Origin of the sequence: Yoonia sp. R2-816, assembly GCF_046762905.1 — a bacterium.
GTDB lineage: Bacteria > Pseudomonadota > Alphaproteobacteria > Rhodobacterales > Rhodobacteraceae > Yoonia.
The window spans coordinates 69818-92973 of record NZ_JBKQXN010000350.1 but is presented as its reverse complement, the minus strand read 5'-3'; the positions used below and the strand labels follow the sequence as shown (position 1 = coordinate 92973).

Sequence of the window (23156 nt, the reverse complement as noted above, 5' to 3'; positions counted from 1 at the left end):
GTGAGCCAGGTCGCACACCATATGCAGGACGCGCCGGTTCTTTCGGCGGGATTCTATGGCAAACATCCCGCGTTTGGTGATTTTGTCACCGCCGGTCTATCACAGCCGCTGGCCGATCATCTGGAAGGCTGGCTGAACACCATGCTGCCTGACCTGCGCGACGGTGTCGCTGATGCTTGGGAGGCCCATTATGACGCCGCCCCGCAAATGCGCATCTGGATTGGTCCCGGACTGACACCGGAAGGGCGCGGTTTTTGTGGAACGATGACCGCCACCCGTGACAAGGTCGGGCGCCGGTTCCCCCTGCTGGCAGGGGTCGAGGGGGCCGCGATTGCTGCCCCCTCCATCGATCCTGGTCAGGCCTATTATGATCGCATCGACAGCTTTCTCGCCACCTACGAGCGCGGTAGCGAAGATGCCCGTGGCATGGCGGCCGTGTTTGCGGCCGAAATGCTGCCGAACGTAGACAGTGCGGAACCATTGCCAGCCACGGATTTTTGGGCCGCCAGACAGGATGGTGATGTTACCCGGCTGTGGTCCGATGTGGCCGAGGCAGATCGCGCGCGGGCCTGCGCGATGCGCACCTATCTTTGGCGTGCCTCGTCCGAGGCCGCAGCACTTTATGTGACGGATGGGTTGCCCGGTGCGGCAGTTTTTGCCTGGATGATGGGTGCGGAATATACGCCACCCGTTCGTCCGGAAAGGGGGCAGCCGTGACTGTCCAGACCGATTACTTTGTCATCGAAACCGGTGCGGCGACCGATACAGGTCGCGTGCGCGACCACAACGAAGACAGCTATCTGACCAAGCCAGAATTCGGTGTCTGGGTGGTCGCCGATGGTATGGGCGGCCATGATGCCGGCGATTTCGCGAGCCAGGCAATCGTGGCCGAGCTATCATCGGTCGGGTATGGCAGTTCAACCGAGGACCTGCAGGCCAGGTTCATGGAGCGGTTGCGCCGCGCCCATGGCCGGATTTTGGATCATGCGAATGCGCTGGGCGGTGTGACTGTCGGGGCCACGCTTGTCGGTTTGCTGACCCATGACAATGAATATGTCTGTGTCTGGTCGGGTGACAGCCGCATCTATCTGATGCGCGACGGTGTTCTGACCCAACAGACAAAGGACCACACAGAGGTACGCGAATTGCTGGAGGCCGGCCTGATCTCTGCCGAGGAAGCTGAGCACTGGCCGCGCAAGAACGTGATCACCCGCGCTATCGGGGTCAGTGAGGAACCGAATTGCGACGCCACTTTTGGAGATTTGCAGGATGGCGATATGTTCCTGCTGTGCTCTGACGGACTGACCGAACATAATAGCGCCGACGATTTGGCGCAGGCTTTGGCCTCAGGCATGGCCCCGCAGGCAATTTGCAACGGGTTGATCACGCAGACATTGGATCGGGGTGCCAAGGACAATGTCACCGCCGTGGTCCTGCGTTTCAGTGCGGCAGAGCTTGTCGCCCCGGCGGTTGATTACTAGGGGGTGGCATGGCAGACGAACCGACCAATCCCCCAAATGACGACGACCGGACGCAGATCGCGCAACCGCGCCCCGTGGCGGATGACAAGACCGAGATTGCGCCAGTTGATGATCGGACGGAAATAGCGACCGGTCCCCCGGCCCTGCCCGACCCGACAGCACCACCAGCAGCTTCAGTCCCGCCCGCGGCCCCGATGCCGAAACCATCGACTCCGGTACCCGAGGCGCAGCAGGTTCCGGTGCCCATCGGGACGCTGATCAACAACAATTATGAGATCAAACAACTGATCAACGCCGGTGGCATGGGCGAGGTGTTCCGGGGCGAAAACGTGTTCACCGGCGATGCCGTGGCGATCAAGATTGTCCTGCAATCACTCGCCCATGACGAAAAGGTCGCGGCCCTGTTCATGCGCGAGGCCAAAGTACTGTGCCAGCTGTCCGATCAGGCGATCGTGCGCTATTACAACTTTGTTCGCGATGCCGATCTGGACCGTTTCTGCCTGATCATGGAGTTCATTGAGGGCATCGCGCTGTCCGATCATATCCGCGATGTTGCCCCCCTGACGCTGCAGCAGGCGGTGGGGCTGATGCGCCGCGTGGCCGCCGGCCTTGACCGGGCGCACCAGATGGAGGTGATCCATCGCGATCTGTCCCCTGACAATGTCATGCTGCGTGACGGATCAGTTGAAGATGCCGTGCTGATCGATTTCGGCATCGCCAAATCGACCGAAATGGCGGAAAGCACGCTGCACGGCCAGCTTGCGGGCAAATTCAAATACATCTCGCCCGAACAACTCGGCCATTTCGGCGGCGAGATTGGCCCGCGCACGGACATATATGGCCTTGGCCTGATGATGGCTGCGGCGCTGCGGGGCAAGGCGCTGGAGATGGGGAATTCCATTGTCGAGGCGGTGAATGCCCGGCGTGAAATTCCGGATCTCAGCGATATCGACCCCGCCTTGCGACCGCTTCTGGCCCATATGCTGGAGCCTGACCCGGCGCACCGGCCCGCGCGGATGTCGGATGTGATTGCGCTGCTGGATAATCCCGCAGCGATCACGGCGAAATACGGCAAGGCCCAGCCGGTCGCGACCAGCGATGCGTCTCCCGCTCCGGCACCTGTTGCCGTGCCAGGTCTGCGGCAGCCGCCCGGACGATCACAGACAACCGGCGGCTTTGGCGCGACGACGGGCGGTTTCGGCGGGATCGCGGCCGATACGGAGTCATCCAGCCCCTTTGGGCACAACTCAGGCCTTGAAGTCACACCGCAGACGGAACCGGAACCTGAAAACAATAGCGCCATCCTGCGCTGGCTTCTGGTCTTGTTGGTCTTTGCCGGGATTGGCGGATTTCTTGCATGGCAGCAGGGGTTGTTTGGATCACCGGATGATATTGTGACGATACCCGAACCGGACGGTATTGATCCTGTAACTGCTGGTCTGGGTCCTGACACGCGCGAAGGGTTTCTGGCCGCCTGGTCAGACGATCCGTGCGTCTTTGCAACCCGGCTGACCGCCGGATCGAATAGCGGAACAATTGCCGCGTTCTCATCGACGGCTGGGGCGTTTGAAGGTCTGGCAGATGCCTATGATCGGATTTTCGGGGCGCGGCCCACAATTTCAGAGCATCTGGTCAGTCAGGCCCAATGCCCCGCGCTTGAGCTTGCAAATGCGATGCGCACGGTAGACACCGCCCCTCCTGCGCTGGTGCTGGATTCCGACGTGATGCGTAGCGGCGGGTCAATTGTGGGCAAGGTCAGCAACCGTAGCGGACGGCCGGTCTGGTTGGCCTGGGTGTCAACCGAGGGTGGCGTCCACAATCTGACGGACCGGCTGGAGGAACAGGCCGATGGCAGTGCCACTTTCAGCTTTGGCCTGAATGCAGAGGAAGGCGATGTGGAAACCCCGCAGCTGGTGATCGCGCTGGTATCAGACAGTCCACTGATCGCGGCCGCAGCCGCAGGGCCAGCGATGAGTGCTGCTGCCCTGCTGCCGTTGATCGAAACCGAATTGAAAGGGCGCGGCGATACCAAGGCAGGTTTGGCGCTGGCGGGTTTTGACCTGAGGCCCTAGGCGGCGTCTGCATTTATCTCTCGCTATCGGTTTCAGGCGAAATTGCTCGGTTCCAGGAAACAGAGCGCAGGACTAACGGGTTAATTCAAGCTCTGTTGACGCAGAAATGGGCAATTTTGACGAAATCGCTTTGCGACGCGGCGCATTTTGCCTCTGCCATCGCGGATTTGCCCTGCCGATGAACCACATCGCTGCGGTCAAATCAGCTTGTCAGCGGCAAAATGTGTCTCGCGCCGATAGTGAGAGATAAATGCAGATGCCGCCTAGCGCACGTCGAAGGACAGCAGGACCATCGGGGTGTCCGGCCCCAGTTCTTCGCGCAGAGCTGCGAAATAGATATCGGCGCTTTGCCCGTTTTGTTCGTTCAACGTCGCTGGGCGTGTGATTGTGGCCAGCGCAACCAGCGTCTGGCTGGTGTCACGTGGATTTCCATCACGGGTGAGGATCACGTCAAATCGCGCTTCTCCACTGGTAAAGGTCAGCTCATCGCCAAGGTCTTGCACGACGCCATTGTCATCTACCAGCAGCAGCGAAACATAACGCCCCGCCGCATTTCCGATCGTGCCGGACAATTCTGTGCCGCTTTCGATTGAAGTCTCATCAAGACTGATCGAAAGTCTGAATGTGGGGTAGTTCCGGTTTTCCCGTGCGAAATTGAGTGCCGCGCATTGGCGATTGTCGATCAGTACCCGCCGCTGCGTCGGTTGTGGGGTCAGATCGGCGAGCACTGCATCGGCCAGAGCCTGCATGCCATTTTCATTAGACCCCATCAGCACCAGTTCCGGGATGTCATTGCTGCCCTGCTGTGGAATAGCCAGCAGACATGTATCGGCAAGCCGCGCCCGGATGCGGGTGATCAATTCGTTGACAACGCCGCTGGCTGTGTCGCCCTGCGGTGTTGGTGCCTGTTGCGTTGCAGGTGTGGGGACGGTCGAAATCGTCTGGCGTGGCTGCAGCGTGTTTGTGTTGCCTGTATCAGGGCGCGTCGCCGGTACTGCTGCGATCACCGTTCCGGATTGGGGCGTCAGTACGGTGGTTGCCCGGGGGGCGACTGGGACCGCTGATCCGTCTTCGGGCCGCAGCTGGTTTTCAGGCTGCAAAGCCGTCATCGTCTGCGTGTCCACCGGTGCCAGTGTTTCGGGTATCATATTGGCGATATCCGCCGGGTCCGGGTCAGGCTCTGTCGGCTGTTCAACGGGTTCGTCGGGCGCCGGATCGGATTCGTCGGGCGGTATTTCGGGTGTGCCCGGCTCGGTCGGCGTTTCGCTGAGCGGGTCGTTTGTCAGCGGTTGTTCCGGCGCTGGTGCCAGTTCACCTTCAAGGATGATGCTGGTGATGATAATCTCTGGCTCGGGCTCTTCACGAGGATCGAACACGCTGAACCCGTCCAGCAGATCAAACACCAAAATAGCGGCTCCCAGATGCACGACCGCTGATGCGCCAAATGCTTCGACCCAGTGTAATGTCCGCCTTTTCTTGTTTGCAAAGATCATGGACGAGCCGTTCTGCGCAGGGTGACCAGTTTGATCTCGACATCTTCCAGCTCTGGCCGGTTAAGAATATCCAGCAGGCTGGTTGCCGGGGCATCGCGCCCGATCAGCACATGCAGGGTAAAGGGTGCTTCGAGTTCGGCGATCGCTGCCCCCAGAATATCCGGATTAACGTCGCTATCATTCAGTTCCCAATTGCCGTTGTCACGCACGATCAGGATTGGGGCGGGCAACTGATCCAGCGGCAATTCAGTCGTTTCCGAAATCTCGACCCCCTGGGTCGGGGGGTTCAGCAATTGCCCGGTCGCCAGAAAGAAGAAGATCAGCAGCAGGACGATATTCACAATGGCCAGCGACACGTCCATGCCCCGGCTCGCGTGGCGTTTGGGCAGGGCGCGGATCATAGCTGCCCCCCCCCGGTTTCTGCGATCTGTACGGATGTCACACCGGCATTGGTCAGTGCCTCCAGCACCGAGGTCAGGTCCTGCACCTGTGCAGAGCTTTCCATGATCAGGATCACCTCTGCCTGATCGTTCTGACCCAGGGCGGCGGCCAAGGCGGGCAGCTGATCAAGGGGAAAGCGCGTGCCGTTTGCGGTGACTTCGCCTTGACTGATTGTCCAGAACTGGGCGTTTTCACCCGGCAGCGCCGGTTCATCTGCAGGTTCTGCAGATGGATCGCTGGCTACTGTCCCGGCCTCCGGGCCGCTACGGATTGTCAGCAAGGAATAAGGCGTCAGGCTGGATGTCAGCATGAAAAAGATCAAAAGCTGAAACATCGCATCGGCCAGCGGGGTCAGGGCAAAGCGATAACGCGATGCCGATCGCGGCTGCATCACCGGATGCTCGCGCGATGTATATGCCCTCGCGACCTCGGACATCAGGGGGTTTTGGCGTCCACACGGCCATTGATTGCCGCTGATATGAGCGCTTCGATGGATTGGCGTTCAGTTTCGATCCGCCCTTCGAGCCAGGTGGCCACGAAGAAGGTGACCAACGCAATGGCCAGTCCCGCGGCGGTTGTGGTCAGCGCAGTCCAGATGCCGCCGGCAAGCAGGGCGGGATCAACCGCACCTTCGGCGGTGGACAGGGTGCTGAACGCATCAATCATCCCGATCACCGTCCCCAGAAGGCCCAGCATCGGCGCAGCCTGCACAACCGTTTCCAGTAGGCGCATCCGGCTGGTCATGGCGGAAAGTTCGACAATCGCCGTTTGGCGACCCAGTTCTTCTGCAAAGCTTTGGTCATCGGGGCGCGCGCGCAGGCCGGTGAAAACCGCCTGCAATACACGGGCGAGGACCGATTTGCGGCCGGATGCCAGTTGCATCGCCTTGTCCGACCGACCGCCAAGCCAATCGTTCAAGATCGCCTCAGCACTGCTGTTCTGACCGACGCCCAGACGGGCGAACTGGAAGGTTTTGAAAAAGCCGACGGTGACGGCCATGACCGACATGATGGCAAGGGCCGCGAAGACAGCGATGGTCGGCGCGTTCAGGGCGGAAAGATCCGGGGCGTTCATGAAAGTTACCTTGTTAAACGGACATCAGGACGCGGCGGTTCAGATGCCAAACTGGATGGCCCCGCGCGAGGCCGTTTCTAGGCCGCTCATGCAGAAATCGCCAGTCGTTCCGTCAGCAAGGCTGCATTCCGCGACTTCGTTGACGGTAATGCGTGAAATATCGGCACAGCCACGCCCGGCAAGATCGAATTGCACCACCTTGGTCTTCCCTTCGATCAGAGACCCGAACTCAAGGACCAGCAGGTCAGTCACAATCCCCTGCGCGTCGAAAACCGCCACCTGATAAGATACCGCATTCAATGCCTGGCCGGTCCGGTTGGCAGCGACATAAGTCAGCCGACAACCACCCTGTTCGGTGTCGGCCACTGTGTTCAGGTCAAGCGAAAAACTGGGCGCGGCGTCCTGTGCGACGGCGGGCGCCACCATCAGAATAGCCGCGGTCAGGCAGGAAATGGCGTTTTTGAAAGTCATCTGGTCCCTCAACTCGGATCATTGGGTGTGAATATGCATGCATATTCACGCAGAAAGCGATGCGAGGGATTGGGCCGTATCAGCCCAACGCTGTCAATACGCCTTTAGCGAAAGACGCCGATTGACCAGGTGTTTTGGATGCGACGTGGCTGTACGCGTACGGACTGAACATCGGCCAGGACAGGTGCGGGTGTCGTGCCCAGCTCCGTCACCGTCGTCGATAGCGGAGGCAGTGTCAGCGTCGAATCCTCGGAAAGTTCGAGCGGAAGGTCATCAACCTGCGCCGCGCCAAAGCTGCCGAATGTAAAGGATCCCGAAGGTGCCGTATCAAAGCCTTGCGCAAATGCTGCAGCGGGAATCGCACTGGTCACGCAGGCAAACACCACGCCCGCAATTTTCGCGTTCCAAGGATGTGCCATGGCTGACAATCCTCCTTTTCCTTAGGCCCCTGCCACCAGTCTATAACAGAAAGACTTGGGAAGAGCAGTAAATTTCGATAACGGAGTTATCAGATTATTATCTTACGCGAAACAATTGGCGGTAATAAGGCAAAGTGAAGGCGACATATTTATCATCTGCCCGGTGTTGTTTCTTTGCTGGAGTCGTAGCGCTGCTCATCTGGCCACGTCCGGCGTCAGCCGCATTTGCCGTTTGTAATCAGTCGTTTGACGTCGTGAATGTTGCTGTGGGCCAGTACGAAGACACTGATTTTGTCACCCGGGGCTGGTGGACGGTCGGACCCAATCAATGTGCCAATGTTGTCCGCGAGGCGCTGCAGGCCCGCTATATCTATGTCTTTGCGCAGGATGTTTTTGGCAACGAAATCCTGCAGGGGACCAAATCCATGTGCATCGCACCCAAGCGGTTCGTCATTCGCGGCGAACGCGATTGTCTGGTGCGCGGCTATCTGGATGCGGACTATCTTGAGGTCGACACACAGGAAACCGAACGCTGGACCCTCTTTCTGGCCCCTCCGCCATAGCCTGATGTGATCGGATCGGTTAGTATCATGGACAGAGTTTACACTGATTTCAGACAGATGATGCCAACAGCACGTGACATAGCATTGAAACTTGGGGTTGTTCTGGGCTTGACCATGCCCGGTGCCGGTGCGATGGCCGAGCAGGCGTTGATCATCGTCAACCACGCCTATCAAGGCGCAGAGGCACGCCGCGACGTCCGCACCCGGGCCGAGGACGTGTCGGAAACGCTGTTCGGGCTGGGCTATGCCGTCAATCGGCTGGAAAACCCAGATGCGACCGATATTAGAACGGCGCTTGACCGGCTGCAGGCACAGGATGGGCCGGTCGTGATCTATTTCGCGGGACGGTCGATTGTCGAAAATGGCCAGACCCGCCTGATGACGACCAATGGCCGGGATGCGGTTGTACTGGATGATGCATTGGCGCGCGCAGGGGCTGGGACCCGCGATACCACCCTGGTGTTTCTGGACGTCTGTCTAGATCCTGTCGTGCCGGAAACCCCAGTTGAGCCTTCGGCGATTCCGGCGGACGGGGAAGAAACGTCTGTGACTGACGACGCCACGGCAACATATGCTGGCATCGGACCGGTGCCTGCCACTGATGGGCTGTTCGTGGCCTCATCCATGCCGGTGGGCGTGGCGTGTACCAATCTGGATCAATCCTTGACCGAGGTGATGCTGGAACGGCTTTTGATCCCCGGCCTTGATCTGGCGACTTCGTTCGAGGGCACCAATGTGGCTACCATGTCGACGCTGTCCGCGCCGTTTATATTCCGCAATGTAGAATCGGGAATTCGCCTGACAGCGGATGATTATCGCATGCTCGACAGCCTCAGCCCGCAGGCGCAGACCCAGATGCTTGCCAGTTGGGAAGCGGCGGGGATTGCCGTTGACCGAGACGGGAGCGGTCAGCAGGCGACCATACCGCAGATCGTGACGACCGAGACGGTGGTGCTGACATCCCCGGTAAAACCGGTCGCAACCGGCGGGGCAACCCTCGCCCCGGTGACAAATGCAGTATCGCGGGTTCAGCAAAGCGCCTCGCTTGCACCGCGAAACCCGACGCCGGTGCAGGTTTCAACCAACACCACCCGCGCCGTTCCCGGTGCCGGTGGCCTGCCGCGCCCGTCAATTATCGTCGGGCTGATCGAACCGACCGAGGTTGCCTTTCCCACAGTGACAGAACCCACAGGGCCGGTGTCCGGATCTACCATAGAATATACGGATATCGCTGGGCGTCGGGCCTTGCGCGATGACAATCCCGAACTGTTTGCAACGCTGGTGGACGGCGGTGCCTTTGATCCGCCCCCGGCAGAGCTTGTCGTGGCCCTGCAGACAGAGCTGCAACGGATGAACTGCTATAATTCAGGGATCGATGGCGCATGGGGGCCAGGCTCCCGCGCGGCTGTTGGACGTTATTTTGAGCAACTAGAGGCGGCCTCACCATCGCAGGACGCTGATGTGTCGATCTTTCGCCAGATCATGATGCGGGATGATGTGAGCTGTCCTGCGCAGCCCGTTGCCCAAACGAACAGGACACCGACAACCCGGACAACGCAGCCGCGCACGCAGCAACGGACCCAGCCTGCGCAAACGCAACAACAGCCGACGCAGCAGCAACAACCGTCACGCACGATCAACCGCAGCACCGGCACCGGCATCTTCCGGTAGGCTGTTTACGGATGCAGGTTGACCCGCAGTTCCGTCAATCCCGTGCCGCCGCCAAACGGCGCAAGACCCAGCGGCAGGTTAGGCTGGCCGCCATCGTCGTGGGCGGGCTTGGTGGTGTTGCCGCGCTGATCGGCCTTGTCATCTGGCTTTTCAGCGGGCCTGCCATCGACCCGAACCTGCCTGTTGCTGAGACAAGCGACAGTGATGATCAGCAGATTTCGCAGGTTGAAGATGTGACAACCGGTCAAGGTGTCCGGCTTGCGACCCCCTTTGTTGATATTGCCGGCGATCCAATGATCTTGCGCTTTGAAACCAGCGATGCGGTGGCCAAGCGTCAGGTCGCCGGGCCGCCCGCATTGGATCCGGCGCGGTTCGGCCAGCCCCGCTCGGGACGTTTTGCCCTGATTACCGAGGATCTGGTCGTGCGCGAAAGCCGGTTGATGACCGCACTGCCGTCAAGCCGCGAAGACTTCGCCTTTTTTCAGGCCCAGCGCAGCAGATCGCTGGATAGTCAGCCGAACCTGGCGGAGCTAATACCGAGAGTACCGGAAGAAAGCATCGAAGAAACTGTGATCGTCACGGATGACGATAACAGTTGGGGCGACGCGGTTGGGGGGGCAGACGATGCGATGCCGACGACCTATGTGACCACGCGGGTCCAGAACACGACATCCATCGCCTTTGTGCGTCCAGAGGCCGAGCGCGAGCGGGTCTCTCGCGATCTGGTCGTGCGGCTGGAGTATCCCCGGTCGTTGGAGGATCTGCTGACGGCAAATGGATTTGACGAAGGGATTGCTGCCAAGGTAGCGCGCGATGCCACGGCGACATTCCCCGCACTCGCGGGCATCATGACCGAAGATGGGCTGGCCGCGGGTAGTATCGTGGCGGTGCGTCATCGCCGGATTGATAGTCAGCAAACCCCTGTTCACGTAGCCATCTTTGGCCCGGATGGGTATATCGGCGCGCTCTCCCGTTATGGGCTGGTCGGCTATATCGAAGCCAGCAACCCCTGGATCAAGGATGACCTACCGGCCCTGGCCTCCCCCAATCGGGACAGCTTTGACGATGCGGTGCAGGACTATCGCCTGCTTGATGCCGTCTATAGCGCTGTGATCCGCAGTGAGGTCCCGACCGCGCTGGTGGGAGAGCTGATCGTGATGCTGTCCCAAGCCTACGATCTGGAGGCTGTCGCGGCCCCCGGTGATATGGTGACCTTGCTATATGCCCCCGGTTTGGGCGATGGATCGGCGCAGATTGCCTATGCGGCCATCAACGGGCCATCTGGCGATATGCCCTGTTACGTGGCGCGAAAATCCGGTGGGGCCGGTCTTGACGAATATGCCTGCTATACCCCGCGCGGGCTGCGTGGCGGTGGCGCTGACTTTGTGACCCCCGTCAAAGGCGGCACCTTGTCATCGCCTTTTGGGCCCCGGTTCCACCCGATCCTGAAAGAGGTTCGGTTGCATGGCGGTGTGGACTGGGCGGCGCCGACGGGCACACCGATTGTTGCGGCGCGTGATGGCAAATTCGCATTTGTGGGTAATGGTGGCGGCTATGGGAATGTCATATATATCGACCACGCCGAGGGGCTGCAGTCGCGCTACGCCCATATGGATCGGTTCGACCAGGCAGCCATCGAGGGCAGGCCAGTGCGCGCGGGCGACGTGATTGGATATGTGGGTACGACAGGTCGGTCTACCGGGCCGCACTTGCATTTCGAATTCCGATTGAACGGAGCGCCTGTTGATCCGTTTTCGCTTGGGGGTGGGGGCGGCACGCTAGTGGCGTCAGATGCTGTTGAGGCGCTGACCGAGCAGATCATTCGCGTGGAAAGCGCGGGCAACGCCAATGCCAAAAATCCGCTGTCGACGGCGACGGGTCTGGGGCAGTTTATAGAAAGCACGTGGTTAAGGATGATGCGAGATTATCGCCCTGACCTGACGCGTACCATGTCACGCGCTGATCTGCTAGATCTGCGCAAGGACCCGACATTGTCGCGCGAGATGGTTCAGAACCTTGCCCGTGAAAACGAAACCTTTCTGCGTGCGCGAGGGCACCGTATCGATGCAGGGCGGCTTTATCTGTCGCATTTTCTGGGACCGGGCGGGGCGCATAAGGTGCTGTCATCGCGTGATGATCAGACCATTCTTGAGGTAATGGGCGCAGGCGTCGTGCGGGCCAATCCGTTCCTTGCCAATTACACCGTCGCGGATCTGGAGAACTGGGCGCAGCGCAAGATGCGCGGCGTCTCTGGCGGCCCCCGGCGGCAGCCGGTGCCGCCGGAGGTTCTTGCCTATATTACGGAAATCGACGCGCTGCTGGCGCAGGAGAGCTGAGCCGTTCAGGGAGAAAACGGGGCGGTCGGCATCGCGTCTGACTTGCGTCGGCAAAACGTCGGACCCCAACGGGCGGTCCGTTTACCACATCCAAGCATCCCGATAGAGCCGCTGACGGCGCAACTCAGCCTCGCGTTCCATCTGCGCGCGCGTGCGCCGGGCGTGATGTTGGTTCCAATGATCGGGCGCGTTCCAGTCATTGCTGCGGGGCACAGAGCGGAACAGTTTTGAAAGTCCTGTTAGCATGGCTTTTCCTTTCGTGATCAGATGAAAGGAAATTACGCCTCTTGCATGGTCAAAGCGACTCTGTATGATTTTTCATATGTTAGTAGGGCTTTCATATGGATTGGCGTGATATCCCCTCGCTCGCGGCCTTGCGCGCGTTCGAGGCGGCAGCGCGAGCAGGCACATTCAGCGAGGCGGCGCGCGAATTGAACGTCACACATGCCGCCGTGGCACAGCATGTGCGCGCGATCGAGGCGCAGTTGGGCACGTCACTATTGGTGCGCGCCGGTCGTGGTCTGGCCCTGACCGATGCGGGCCACAGGCTGGCCGCATCGCTCAGCGACGGGTTCGGGATGATCACCAGCGGCGTGCGGGCCATCGCGGCAGATGTCGCGGACCGCCCTGTGGCGATCACAGTCACCCCTAGCTTCGCAGAAAACTGGCTGATGCCGCGTCTGGCGGGGTTCTGGGCGACGTATCCGGGGCTGGGCCTGTCGATCAATCCCGACATGGATGTAGCGGACCTGCGCCGCGACGGGTTCGATATGGCGATCCGCTATGGCATGGGCGATTGGCCGGGGCTGGAGGCGGAGTTGCTGATCGAGGCCGACTACACCGTTGTGGCCGCACCTTCGCTATTGCAGGGCCGCCCTGCGCAGACACTTGCGGATGTGCAGAACTTGCCATGGTTGTTCGAGGTCGTGCATCGCGAGGCCCGGCGCTGGGTAACGGCATCGGGGCTGGACATGGCGTGCTGTCAGGCAAACGAGGTCGCAACGCTGAGCATGCTGCTATCCGCCGTTCGCGCAGGGGGTGGTGTTTCGGTCGTATCCAGCGCGCTGGTGGCCGATGACATCGCCAGCGGCAAACTGATCGCGGTGATGTCAGAACGGCGCGACGGGCTGGGATATTACATCGTGCACCCGCCCGGCACCTTGTCGGCACGGGCGAAGACGTTCAAGAGATGGCTGTTGGGGCAGACGGCCTGAAGATCTTTCTCGGGCGTTACTTGCGGGTTTTCCCATCAATACCAAACGTCCCGATACCTTCGGCTTCTTTCGATGCACGGGCGATTGTCAGGTTCTTGCTCATCCATTCCCAGGATGCTTTGCTACCCTGTTCATCCTGCGCCACTGTGACATTGGTGAAGTCGTGCTCATCCGCCATCTTCTTGCCTGCATAACCGCCCAAAACGGTGGCCACGACCTTGTCGGATGTATCCAGCTCCTCGATCTTTCCGGATTTCCCGTTTTTCTTCCACGGGGTGCCGCCGACCCCGCCATGGGTGCAGAAGAACGTCTTTTCCGTATAAGCAACCGACGCCTTGGGCTTGCGCCCGCAATTGCCAAAGGACTCCCTTGATCCCGCCCGCGGATCGCGCAGAGCGTGATAACAGGCGGATACGTTGCTTGGGATCGTGTCAGTGAACAGCAATGGCGACCGGTCGACAGCATCAAACAAAAATAGGGCGTGGACCGGAATGTTGGCCTTTTCCAGATGATAGGCGAGTGCGACGGAGGCTGCCCCGCCCCGGCTGTATCCAGCCAGAAAGACACGCGTCGGTTTTGCAGGCGTGGCCAGTTTGGATTGCACTTCCCACTTTTCCTTGACCCATCTCAGCCCATTCCACATCCGGTCAGCCGTTTCCGTACCCGCCAATGATGGCCCCCGGATGTAGCCGGCAATCGGCGTGTGCCACTTTCTCCACATGGTGCGCACATGGCTGTTTTCGAAGTCTTTGGCATATTGATCGTTATTGTCCTCACCAGTCCCGTCGATGCCGTAGAAAATGTCCATAAATTGTTGCTCCTGATGTGCGCGGGCTATGCAAAGTTGTAGTCGATTTTGCCGTCGTTCATGACGATGGTGACTTCTTTCATGTCCTCACCCGAGACCATCCGCGACAGCACCTGACGTGACAGGTCGGGCAGGATGGAATTGGTGATGATGTTGTCGATCATCCGCCCGCCGCTGTCGGGGTCGCGGCATTGGTCGACGATGTGATCCAGCACATCGTCGCCATAGACCATTTTCGCCCCGTGCGATTCCCGCAGCCGTTTGGCGACTGACCCCAGTTTCAGCTTGGTGATGCCGCCCAGTACCTCCTTGCCCAGCGGGAAATAGGGGATCGTGACGATCCGCCCCATCAGTGCGGGCGGGAACACCTCCAGCAGGAAGGGTTTCATGGCCGTGTTGAGTTCGTCCATATCGGGAACCGTCTCGCCGCCTTCGCCCATCTCCATGATCACGTCCGTGCCCACGTTCGAGGTGAGCAGGATCAGGCAGTTCTTGAAATTGATGGGCCGCCCGTTCCCGTCTTCCATGATCCCCTTGTCGAAGACCTGAAAGAACAGTTCGTGAATGTCGGGATGCGCCTTTTCGACCTCATCCAGCAAAACAACGGAATAGGGCTTGCGCCGCACCGCCTCGGTCAGTCGCCCGCCCTCGCCATAGCCGACATAGCCGGGGGGTGCGCCTTTCAGCAGGGACACGCTGTGTGCCTCCTGGAACTCGGACATGTTGATCGTGATGATGTTCTGCTCACCGCCATAAAGGCTTTCGGCCAGTGCCAATGCAGTTTCGGTTTTGCCGACACCCGACGGGCCGCAGAGCATGAAGACACCGATCGGTTTGTTCGGGTTGGACAGCCCAGCACGGCTGGTCTCGATCCGTTTGGCGATCATGCGCAGCCCGTGATCCTGCCCGATCACTCGCTCACTCAGATGGTCAGAGAGGTTCAGGATCTGTTCAAGTTCGTCCACAACCATGCGACCCGCCGGAATGCCGGTCCAGTCGGAAATCACGGAAGCGACCGCCTGTTCATCCACATGGGCATAGACCATTCGGTCATCGGCATCGGTGGCGTCCAGTTTCGCCATCAGTTCCAGCATTTCACCCCGGATCGTGTCGGGGTCGCGGGGCGCTTCGCCTTCATGCTCGGATTCGGCTTCCTTGATCTCTTCATCATTGCGGGCGTCGCCGATATCTTCGGGCTCTGGCGCTTCGTCTTCGCCGGTTTCAGCTTTGGCGAGTTCGGCGCGCAGGGCAAGGATGTCATCGACGATCTTCTTTTCGTCGGTGTATTTGACTTCAAACGCAGCAAGTTCCTCGCGTTTCGCTTTCAATTCTTCCTCGGCCTCTTCGAGCCGTTCCTCGTTCTCTTCGCCCAGATCGCGCTGGGCGGTTTTGCTGGCGATCTCTGTTTCCAGCGCGCTGATGGCCGCCTGTAGGTCGCCGATACGGGCCGGGATGCTGGCCTGACTGACGGCGACGCGGGCGCAGGCAGTATCCAGCAGCGACACCGCCTTGTCCGGCAATTGCCGGGCAGGGATGTAGCGGGCGGACAGGTTGACGGCGGCGACGATGGCTTCGTCAGAGATACGCACGCCATGATGCGCCTCCATCGGGCCAAGAATGCCGCGCAGCATATAGGCGCAGCGGTCATTGTCGGGCTCGTCGACGTTCACGGGCTGGAAACGGCGGGTGAGCGCCGGGTCTTTTTCAAAATAGTTGCGGTATTCGGCAAAGGTCGTGGCACCGATGGTGCGCAAAGTGCCGCGTGCCAGCGCCGGTTTCAGCAGGTTGGCGGCGTCGCCGGTGCCAGCGGACCCGCCTGCGCCGATCAGCGTGTGCGCCTCATCAATGAACAGGATGATCGAGGTGGGCGAAGCCTGCACCTCGTCAATCAGGGACTTCAGGCGCTGTTCGAATTCGCCTTTCATCGACGCGCCCGCCTGCATGGCCTGAATATCCAGCATATGCAGGCGCGTGCCTTGCAGTTTATGCGGCACATCGCCATCGGCGAGGCGCTGGGCGAACCCTTCGACCACGGCGGTTTTGCCAACCCCGGCCTCACCCGTCAGGATCGGGTTGTTCTGGCGACGGCGCAGCAGGATATCGATGATCTGGCGGATTTCATCATCGCGGCCGACCACGCGGTCCATCTTGCCGCTGGCGGCATCGGCGGTCATGTCGACGCTGAACCGGCCAAGTGCTGTCGAGGCGCTGGGGCCTTCGTCACCATCGGCTGCGGTACCGCCAGATTGCAGGCCGGACCCGTCCATCGGGCGCATCTCTTCCTCGTCACTCTCTTTCCAAAGCGTGCGGGATTCCTTGCCCAGTTGATCGGCAGAGATATCGTTGAAAATGGACGAAGCGCGGGTGATCTCGCGGTGCAGATTGCGGTCGTTCAGCATGGCCAGTAGGGCGTGGCCCGATCTGATCTGCACCTCGCCAAAGAACAGTGTGGCATAGGTCCATGCGTGGTTGAGCGTGTCGGAAAGGCCTTCGGCGATGCCGGGCGTTTCGGTCACGTTTTTGTCCAGCTTGTCGATGGCCGCAATCAGGTCCTTCAGGACTGTTCCGCGATCCAGCCCCAATTCGCGCAAAGTGCAGGAGATGTCGGATTTCTGATCGGATACGATATGGAACAGCCAATGGGCGGTGCCGACATTGCGGTTCTTTTCGCTGCGCGCCTGCCGCATCGCCTTGAGAAACGCATCATAGCCAAGGCGGTTCATCTTGCCGGCGTATTTTTCGATGTTGATTTCAGCCATGCGCGGACTCCTTCAAATGTGGTCTGGCTTATGCAGCGGTGTTTAATGCGAATGTGGCGCCGGGCAGGTAGGTGCCGGGCGGTGGTGCCGGTTCAGGGGCGAGCGAGGCCATCCAACCGACCTCAGCCGATTTGCCGATCACTGCCGGTTCAAACTCTTCGGCGGGCAGGGTCAGGGCCACGCCAACTTCGAATGTGCGGCCCAGATAGCCGTTGACGATATCAAGCATGCGGGTATGCGACGCCCCGCCAGGCAGAAACGCGCGATATTCGGCAAGTGTTCTCGCGCGGATCTGGATCATGATCTTTTCATTGACCGATTGCGCGCGCGATCCCAGAAAACAGTCGCGCCCCAAGGTGCTGCCCTGCTGGCCCAGCCGGTTCAGGCTGTCGCCCTCGAACGCGATCCATGTAGGCACATGTTCTTCGATATCGATGGCGGCACCCAGATCATAGCGCAGCATCTGCTGCAGCTTGACCGGGCTTTTGACGCGCCCAATGCCAAGCGACGCCATGCCAAGCCGGTTTGTATCGGGGATATGACCACGATCCGCCCAGGCTGGTGTCCCGATCCCGATCAGCGCGCCGACGTAATGGGAAAACCGGTCGTCGTCTTCATGGTCGAACTGAGTGATCGCGCGGGCATCGGACCATGCCCGGAAAAACATCTGCTGGAACCGGGTGGCAAAGATATCGGTGAATTTGACAAAGGCCAGATCGCCGCTTTGCGCCCAGCGCAGGACCTCTTCTGTGGTGTTCAGCGGCAGCGCTCCGTGCGGGCCGAAAAAGCCGATGATCTGGTTGCGCAGATCGGGACGACCGGCCTTGTCCTGTCGGATATCCGATAGATCGGTTTCGGGAAAGGCAAGGAAAGGGTCCTGACCGATGGTCGCCAGTTCCTCGGCCATCGTGGTGTTGCGCCCGATGCGTGGTTTGCCCGCGCTTTCGCGTTCCAGTTTGCGCAGCAGGGCCAGATAGCCGACCGGCCGATGATCCTGCGTATCTGTCATATCAGGGGTCCGGTGCCGGTGCGCGGTGGGAATTTGGCAACCTCGCCCCGGTCGGTTGAGGTGATGATGGTCTGGGTAAAGCTGTTGACGGCCGCGTATTCGGACAGAAACCGGTCCAGCGTGGCCCCCAGCAGGATGATGCCCGATCCTTCGAACGCGGCCTCGTCCATTGTGATCGTGATCTCAAGCCCGCGGGCAGGATGATAGCCGTCGCCACGCTGAACCGACCGCACGATGGGCCGGGTGGTCACGGTCTTGATGCCCTGTAACTGCGCCTCTGTCACGACATTGGACAGATCGGCAAAGAGTGACAGAAGCTCGCGCAGTGACTCCGCCGCGCGGATCCCATCATCGTCGCCATCAAGGCTGAAATGGCTGAGCGACAGATAGCTGATTAGCCGCCAGTAGTTGTCACCTGCTGTGGTGCGATGGGCGGCGTTCGCCTCAAGCTCTGTCATGGCGGGGCGGGGCGGTGTCGGCCCCCCGACGCAGGCAAGGCTGACGCTGACATCATCGCACATGTGGAAATCATCACGGCTTTCGGCGATCGGCAGATATTCGGGAAGATGTCGGTTCGAACAGCGGGTCCGCACCTGCAGTCGCTGCGCGCGCGCGTCGCCTTCCAGATCGGGGGGTTCGTAGATCGAAATGAAAGTCTCGGTCCCCGCATAGCGCTGTTGCGCCCCGAACCGTCGTTCCTTCTGGGTCAGGCGGCGGGGCTTCTGGCGGCTGGTGTAATAGAGCGACTGGCGCGGCTTGGCCCCACCTTTGGGCACGGCGTAAAGCGGATTGACCTTCACCTTGTCCTGCAGCCCGGGGTAATGGGCATGCACGTCGATGATGTTGTAAACCTCGTAATGGGTCAGTGGGCTGCTGTCGGGGGTCACCACAAATTCGGTGCGTTTGTCATCCAGCCTGATCTGGCTCGCACTTTCCTCGAACAGGTTGACGGCTGGTACACAATTCAGCGCAAAACCCTTTTCGCTGGTCCGGGCGGCCAGGTTTTTATTGGCGGTGCCGAATTCCAGTAGCAACTGCACCTCGGATTGGCTGATGCGTTTGAGATGCTGTTGCAGCCCGGTCAGGCGGAAGCCCAGCAACTTGCGGGGAAACACGAAAACTTCGCGTAATTGGGCGAACCCTTCGAACAGGCGGCCATCATGGGGAAACAGATTTTCCCCTTCATCGAACCCGACCTGTTCAATGGATTGCTTATCAAGCCGGATGAAAACCGGATCGCCGTTCTTGTCGAGATAGCGAAGTGAGGCGCGTTTCAGATCGCAGAAGATCTGCTCATAAAGTGCGACCGCATCAGGCATATCCCCGATCAGATAAATGGGCAGGCTGTCGACCGCCACCTCGGCCAGTGGTCCGCCACCCTTGCTGCTGCTGGCAGATAGCGGCCTTTGAATCGTCAGTTGCAGGCCACCCTTGGTGCCTTGCGCGACCTCTGCCTCTCCGGCTGCCAGAAAGGGGGCGGGGCTGCCGTGATAGACGGCTTTGGGGATTTTCAGCGGCCAGACCGATAAGGGGCCGCACAGGCTGAACCGGCAGGACACCCGCTGATCGGCATCGACAAAACGGGCATCAAGATATTCACCACTGTCGAAATGCAGCCCCTTGATCAGGTCTTTGTTTTCGTAAGGTGGATTGGCCTGTGCCAGCATGACGCTTGGGGTGGGTGTCAGGGCGTCAGGAAAAATCTGGTTCAGCAGTTCGGTCGAAAATGTCCGAAACTCTTCTTCCATCTTCAACTGGACACGGGCGGCCATGAAGGCCGTGCCTTCCAATAGACCCGCCACCGCCGGGTCGAGGTTTTCCTTGATCAGCCCGCCAAGGCGATCCGCAATACCCGGATAATCGGCGGCAAATTCGCGCGAACGCTCGTAAAGCAGCGCCAGTTCCTTGTTATAGGCCTCGCGGAATGCCTTTTTCATGTCTGCACCCGCAACCGTGTCATCTGGATTTTGCCCGCGCCCATGTCGACCTCGGCCACGAAATCAAGCGGGACATCAACCGGGGTGGCCACCATTTCGGCGGATACATCAAAGCTGAGCCGCTGGGTGGTTTCTTGTTCATCCCGGTTAAGCTGGATTTCGATTGTATCGGCGATCAGGCGCGGTTCATGTTCAATCAGCGTGTCGCGGATCAGTTGCGCGATCTGCTGGCCCGCATGGATCGAATTGCTCATCTCGCTCATATCGCCAAAGCCGTAGTTGATGACCGACTTGGCGACATAGGGTGTGTCATCCAGATCAACCACGGCATCGAGATTAATCGTGTTCATCAAGCTGGCCAGATCGGCGGTCAGATGCTGGCGCAACGTCGCCTCATCCGTGCCAATGCGGCGTTCCTGGCTGCGGGATGTGACCTCGCGGGCGCCGTCCTGATAGTTGGCTTCATCCTTGCTGGCGTCACGCTGGGCGCGCGCTGATCGGAACACATGCATCAATGACACCTGCCGCCGATCCTTTGGATCGCCGCGGGTTTTATCATTTCCACGTTTGCTCCGGTCGGTGCTCATCAGGTCAGCTCACAAAAATCGGGCGGCTTAAGGTAATTCGGGGCCGCGAAGGGCCCCGAACGTGTTCGTTTCGCGATGTGATCGGCTAATGGCCGATTAAGCGCTCCACTCCTGGTTCGCAGCGACATCCCAGCCGGCCAGCGATTCAGCGCCAGCAGCACCGGAGGCTTCCTGCAGGGTGTAGGCGATTTCGAACTTGCGGAAGTTCAGGGTCAGGTTTTCCTGGATCCGGTCAAGACCATCCTTGGAGCCACCAGTGGCGTAGGACGAGATCATGATGTTCTCCAGCTTCATGCGGAAATACTCCACAGGGGCCGCACCACCGGATTTACGCACGATCAGCTCACCGTTTTCGATGTGTTCGCCGGTTGCGCAGCGCTTGATCAGGTCGTTGGATGCCAGATCGACATATTTGGTCAGGGAAATATCCTGCACGTTGACCTTGCCGCCGCCGCCGCCAGCACCGACATGGGTCGTGCCGGACTGAGACATGCCCCAGTTCCACGCCAGGACGTCGATTTTGTCCATATGCGTGGCATCCTGGCTTTCGCCTTTGATGTTGTTCGAGAGATGAAGAAAAATATCAACAGCCATTATATTACTCCGTTTTGGCCGCCAGCGTACTCAAATGCGCTAACGATAAGGGTTGGTTGGGAGGGGTCTTCATTTGCCGCTAGGCAGCTTGGACACCAGACTCATGCCGATATCCATGCCTTCCATTTGGAAGTGGGGTTTGAGGAAGAATTTGCCCATGTAGTAGCCGGGGTTCTCCTCGTCTTCGATGACCTGCACGGTTGCACCAGCCAAAGGCTTTTTCGCCTTCTCTTTCTCAGTGGCGCTTTCGGGGTTTGCAGAGACATATTTGTTGATCCACGTCTGCAGATCTTTCTCAAGCTGGATGCGATCCGGGCTTTGCCCGATCTTATCCCGCACCATGCACTTCAGATAGTGGCTGAAGCGTGAGACCGCGAAGATGTATGGGAGGCGCGATGACATATTGTCAGAGGCCGTGGCCAGATCATCCACATATTTCTTGGGGCGATACAGCGATTGCGCACCGATAAAGGCCGCCTTGTCGGTGTGCTTGCGGTGGATCAGACCGATGAGGCCCGCCTTGCTCAACTCGCCCTCGCGACGGTCGGTGATCGACACCTCGGTCGGGATTTTCATGTCCTTGGACCCGTCGCCGGTATCGAAGGTGTGGGTGGGCAGGTTGATCACCTCGCCGCCTGACTGCACACCACGGATTTTGACTGTCCAGCCATATTCCTTGTGGGCGCGGTTGATGTTGGCGGCCATCGCGTGGGCTGCGTTCATCCAGGCATATTGGTTACCGTCATGGCCGTCAGTTTCTTCGATGAAGTTGAATTCCTCAACCACCGATGTACCGTCTTCGGTATAGGGCTCACGCGACAGGGCACGCGGCAGGGTCAGCGCCAGATAGCGCGAGTTTTCGCTGTCGCGCAGGCTGTTCCAGGCGGCATAGTCGGGCGTGTCAAAAATCTCGGACAGATCAGCCGGGTTCGGCATTTCTGTCCAGTTATCCATACCAAGCAGAGTTGGTGCTGCAGCCGAGATAAACGGCGCATGTGCGGTCGCCGCGATCTTGGATAGATCACGCAAAAGGCCGACATCGCCACTGGACTGGTCGAAATAATAGTCGCCAATGATTGTGCCAAAGGGCTTGCCACCCATGGTGCCAAATTCCTGTTCGTAAATCTTGGTGAACAGTGGGCTCTTGTCCCATTTGGCGCCGGGATAGCGGCGCAATTCGCTTTTCAGCTCGTTCTTGGACACGTTCATGACATTGACGCGCAATGAACTGTCAGTTTCCGAGTTGTTGACCGTGTAGGCCAGACCACGCCAGCTACTTTCCAGTTCCTGGAATTCCTTGGCGTGAATGATCTGGTTGACCTGATCGGTCAGCTTCTTGTCGATCTTGGCCAGCATCGCGCCAATTGTATCAATGATATCATCGGAAATGACCGTCTGATCGTTCATCGCCTCGCGCACCAGCGTCACAACGGCATTATCGACCTCCTTGGCGGCCTCATCCGTGCGTGGCTTGATCGTCTGCTTGAGGATATCAGAGAATTCATCAAGCTCGTTCAGGCCTTCCTTGACCTGGGCGTCCTGCTGTTGCGCTTCTTCTGCCATTTCACATCTTCCCTATTACACCGCTGCTTGCGCCAACCCGACGCAATGCGTGTTTTTATTCAGCGTCGTCTTCGTCGCTTTTGTTGGCTTCGGCGAGTGCGGCCATCAGCTCTGGGTCTTCCAAAAGCGCCTTGAGGTGATCCTGCGCCTTGGATTTCCCGTTCATATACCGTGACAGGTTGGCCAATTGTTCGCGGGCTTCCAGCAGTTTGGCTAGCGCGGGCACCTGACGGGCCACCTGTGCCGGGCCAAAATCATCTATCGAATTGAATTCGAGGTTCACGCCAAGCTTGGTGTCGCTATCCGGTTCCAGCTTGTTTTCAACAGCGAAGGACAGGCCGGGCGATACGCTGGCCATATAGTCATCCAGCGTCGATGCCGTCACATCGGTAAAGTTGCGTTCGGCCACCGGTGGTTTTTCCACCTTTGACGCGTTGCCGGACAGATCAGACAACACACCCATGACAAACGGCAGCTCGACCATTTTCTCGCTATCATAAGGATCGGCATAGGAAATGTTCACGCGCGGAGGGCGGTTACGCTTGATAAAACCCGTGGCGGAATCTGATGGCATCTAAACTCTCCTCAACATCGGCGTTATGAAACTTTGAATATCACTTGAAGTCAACGCTATTACCACGTTTTCAAACGGTTTGACCGTGAT

Annotated in this window: 22 protein-coding genes; 7 read left to right on the top strand and 15 right to left on the bottom strand. The window is 59.4% G+C overall.

All coding sequences use genetic code 11. The features are described from left to right. Genes tagF through ACFWW2_RS26355 form a run of 3 tightly spaced genes read left to right on the top strand, consistent with a single transcriptional unit; the run spans position 1 to position 3553 of the window. Positions 1–717 carry a type VI secretion system-associated protein TagF gene (gene tagF, locus ACFWW2_RS26365; protein WP_393933597.1) on the top strand — a complete coding sequence of 239 codons (717 nt, stop codon included), beginning with the start codon at positions 1–3 and terminating at the stop codon, positions 715–717. Then, complete coding sequence (locus ACFWW2_RS26360) at positions 714–1481, top strand: PP2C family protein-serine/threonine phosphatase (RefSeq protein WP_393933595.1); 768 nt, start codon at positions 714–716, stop codon at positions 1479–1481. Before tagF ends, ACFWW2_RS26360 begins: the two co-directional genes overlap by 4 nt. An 8-nt stretch (positions 1482–1489) precedes the next feature. Beyond that, positions 1490–3553, top strand: coding sequence for a serine/threonine-protein kinase (locus ACFWW2_RS26355; RefSeq protein ID WP_393933593.1), 2064 nt, complete (start codon positions 1490–1492; stop codon positions 3551–3553). Between the two features lie 263 nt (positions 3554–3816). On the opposite strand, the gene ACFWW2_RS26350 is transcribed toward ACFWW2_RS26355, so the two are convergent. From ACFWW2_RS26350 to ACFWW2_RS26325, 6 genes are all read right to left on the bottom strand, one after another. Further along, positions 3817–5046: a hypothetical protein gene (locus ACFWW2_RS26350; protein WP_393933591.1), complete on the bottom strand. Its 1230-nt coding sequence runs from the start codon at positions 5044–5046 to the stop codon at positions 3817–3819. Further along, positions 5043–5447 carry an ExbD/TolR family protein gene (locus tag ACFWW2_RS26345; RefSeq protein WP_393933589.1) on the bottom strand — a complete coding sequence of 135 codons (405 nt, stop codon included), beginning with the start codon at positions 5445–5447 and terminating at the stop codon, positions 5043–5045. Before ACFWW2_RS26345 ends, ACFWW2_RS26350 begins: the two co-directional genes overlap by 4 nt. Continuing rightward, positions 5444–5923 (bottom strand): ExbD/TolR family protein, encoded by a 480-nt coding sequence (locus ACFWW2_RS26340; protein ID WP_393933587.1) that lies wholly within the window; start codon positions 5921–5923, stop codon positions 5444–5446. Before ACFWW2_RS26340 ends, ACFWW2_RS26345 begins: the two co-directional genes overlap by 4 nt. After that, positions 5923–6561 (bottom strand): MotA/TolQ/ExbB proton channel family protein, encoded by a 639-nt coding sequence (locus ACFWW2_RS26335; protein ID WP_393933585.1) that lies wholly within the window; start codon positions 6559–6561, stop codon positions 5923–5925. The genes ACFWW2_RS26340 and ACFWW2_RS26335 overlap by 1 nt, the downstream gene beginning before the upstream one ends. Before the next feature lie 39 nt (positions 6562–6600). Then, a complete protein-coding gene (locus ACFWW2_RS26330) occupies positions 6601–7032 on the bottom strand; it encodes a hypothetical protein (protein WP_393933583.1) in 432 nt (143 codons plus the stop codon). Between the two features lie 104 nt (positions 7033–7136). After that, positions 7137–7451, bottom strand: a complete 315-nt coding sequence (locus tag ACFWW2_RS26325) for a hypothetical protein (protein ID WP_393933581.1) — start codon at positions 7449–7451, stop codon at positions 7137–7139. Between the two features lie 134 nt (positions 7452–7585). Here ACFWW2_RS26325 and ACFWW2_RS26320 point away from each other — a divergent pair, with 134 nt between their 5' ends. Genes ACFWW2_RS26320 through ACFWW2_RS26310 form a run of 3 tightly spaced genes read left to right on the top strand, consistent with a single transcriptional unit; the run spans position 7586 to position 12021 of the window. Continuing rightward, positions 7586–8014, top strand: coding sequence for a DUF1036 domain-containing protein (locus tag ACFWW2_RS26320; protein WP_393933579.1), 429 nt, complete (start codon positions 7586–7588; stop codon positions 8012–8014). A gap of 60 nt (positions 8015–8074) precedes the next feature. Then, positions 8075–9685, top strand: coding sequence for a caspase family protein (locus tag ACFWW2_RS26315; RefSeq protein WP_393933577.1), 1611 nt, complete (start codon positions 8075–8077; stop codon positions 9683–9685). Between the two features lie 11 nt (positions 9686–9696). Beyond that, positions 9697–12021, top strand: coding sequence for a peptidoglycan DD-metalloendopeptidase family protein (locus ACFWW2_RS26310; protein WP_393933575.1), 2325 nt, complete (start codon positions 9697–9699; stop codon positions 12019–12021). A gap of 81 nt (positions 12022–12102) precedes the next feature. On the opposite strand, the gene ACFWW2_RS26305 is transcribed toward ACFWW2_RS26310, so the two are convergent. Then, the gene (locus tag ACFWW2_RS26305; RefSeq protein WP_393933573.1) at positions 12103–12267 is read right to left on the bottom strand and encodes a hypothetical protein; all 165 of its coding nucleotides are present in this window, start codon (positions 12265–12267) and stop codon (positions 12103–12105) included. A 95-nt stretch (positions 12268–12362) separates the two neighbouring features. On the opposite strand from ACFWW2_RS26305, the gene ACFWW2_RS26300 reads away from it, so the two are divergent. Continuing rightward, complete coding sequence (locus ACFWW2_RS26300; RefSeq protein ID WP_393933571.1) at positions 12363–13235, top strand: LysR family transcriptional regulator; 873 nt, start codon at positions 12363–12365, stop codon at positions 13233–13235. 16 nt (positions 13236–13251) lie between these two features. Here ACFWW2_RS26300 and ACFWW2_RS26295 read toward each other — a convergent pair whose 3' ends face one another. The 8 genes from ACFWW2_RS26295 to tssB all read right to left on the bottom strand — a co-directional run bounded on the left by ACFWW2_RS26295 (position 13252) and on the right by tssB (position 23066). Next, positions 13252–14043, bottom strand: a complete 792-nt coding sequence (locus ACFWW2_RS26295; protein WP_393933569.1) for a hypothetical protein — start codon at positions 14041–14043, stop codon at positions 13252–13254. Positions 14044–14069: 26 nt separating this feature from the next. Continuing rightward, positions 14070–16802, bottom strand: a complete 2733-nt coding sequence (tssH, locus tag ACFWW2_RS26290) for a type VI secretion system ATPase TssH (protein WP_393933567.1) — start codon at positions 16800–16802, stop codon at positions 14070–14072. Positions 16803–16830: 28 nt separating this feature from the next. Then, on the bottom strand, positions 16831–17811 hold the full coding sequence (tssG, locus tag ACFWW2_RS26285; protein WP_393933565.1) for a type VI secretion system baseplate subunit TssG: 981 nt from the start codon (positions 17809–17811) through the stop codon (positions 16831–16833). Next, entirely contained in the window at positions 17808–19748 is a 1941-nt protein-coding gene (tssF, locus tag ACFWW2_RS26280; RefSeq protein ID WP_393933563.1) for a type VI secretion system baseplate subunit TssF, read from the bottom strand. Before tssF ends, tssG begins: the two co-directional genes overlap by 4 nt. After that, positions 19745–20335, bottom strand: coding sequence for a type VI secretion system baseplate subunit TssE (gene tssE, locus ACFWW2_RS26275; protein WP_393933561.1), 591 nt, complete (start codon positions 20333–20335; stop codon positions 19745–19747). The genes tssF and tssE overlap by 4 nt, the downstream gene beginning before the upstream one ends. A gap of 96 nt (positions 20336–20431) precedes the next feature. Continuing rightward, positions 20432–20929 (bottom strand): Hcp family type VI secretion system effector, encoded by a 498-nt coding sequence (locus ACFWW2_RS26270; protein ID WP_393933559.1) that lies wholly within the window; start codon positions 20927–20929, stop codon positions 20432–20434. Between the two features lie 69 nt (positions 20930–20998). Continuing rightward, complete coding sequence (gene tssC, locus ACFWW2_RS26265) at positions 20999–22492, bottom strand: type VI secretion system contractile sheath large subunit (RefSeq protein ID WP_393933557.1); 1494 nt, start codon at positions 22490–22492, stop codon at positions 20999–21001. A 55-nt stretch (positions 22493–22547) separates the two neighbouring features. Further along, entirely contained in the window at positions 22548–23066 is a 519-nt protein-coding gene (gene tssB / locus ACFWW2_RS26260) for a type VI secretion system contractile sheath small subunit (RefSeq protein WP_393933554.1), read from the bottom strand. Positions 23067–23156: the final 90 nt, after the last annotated feature.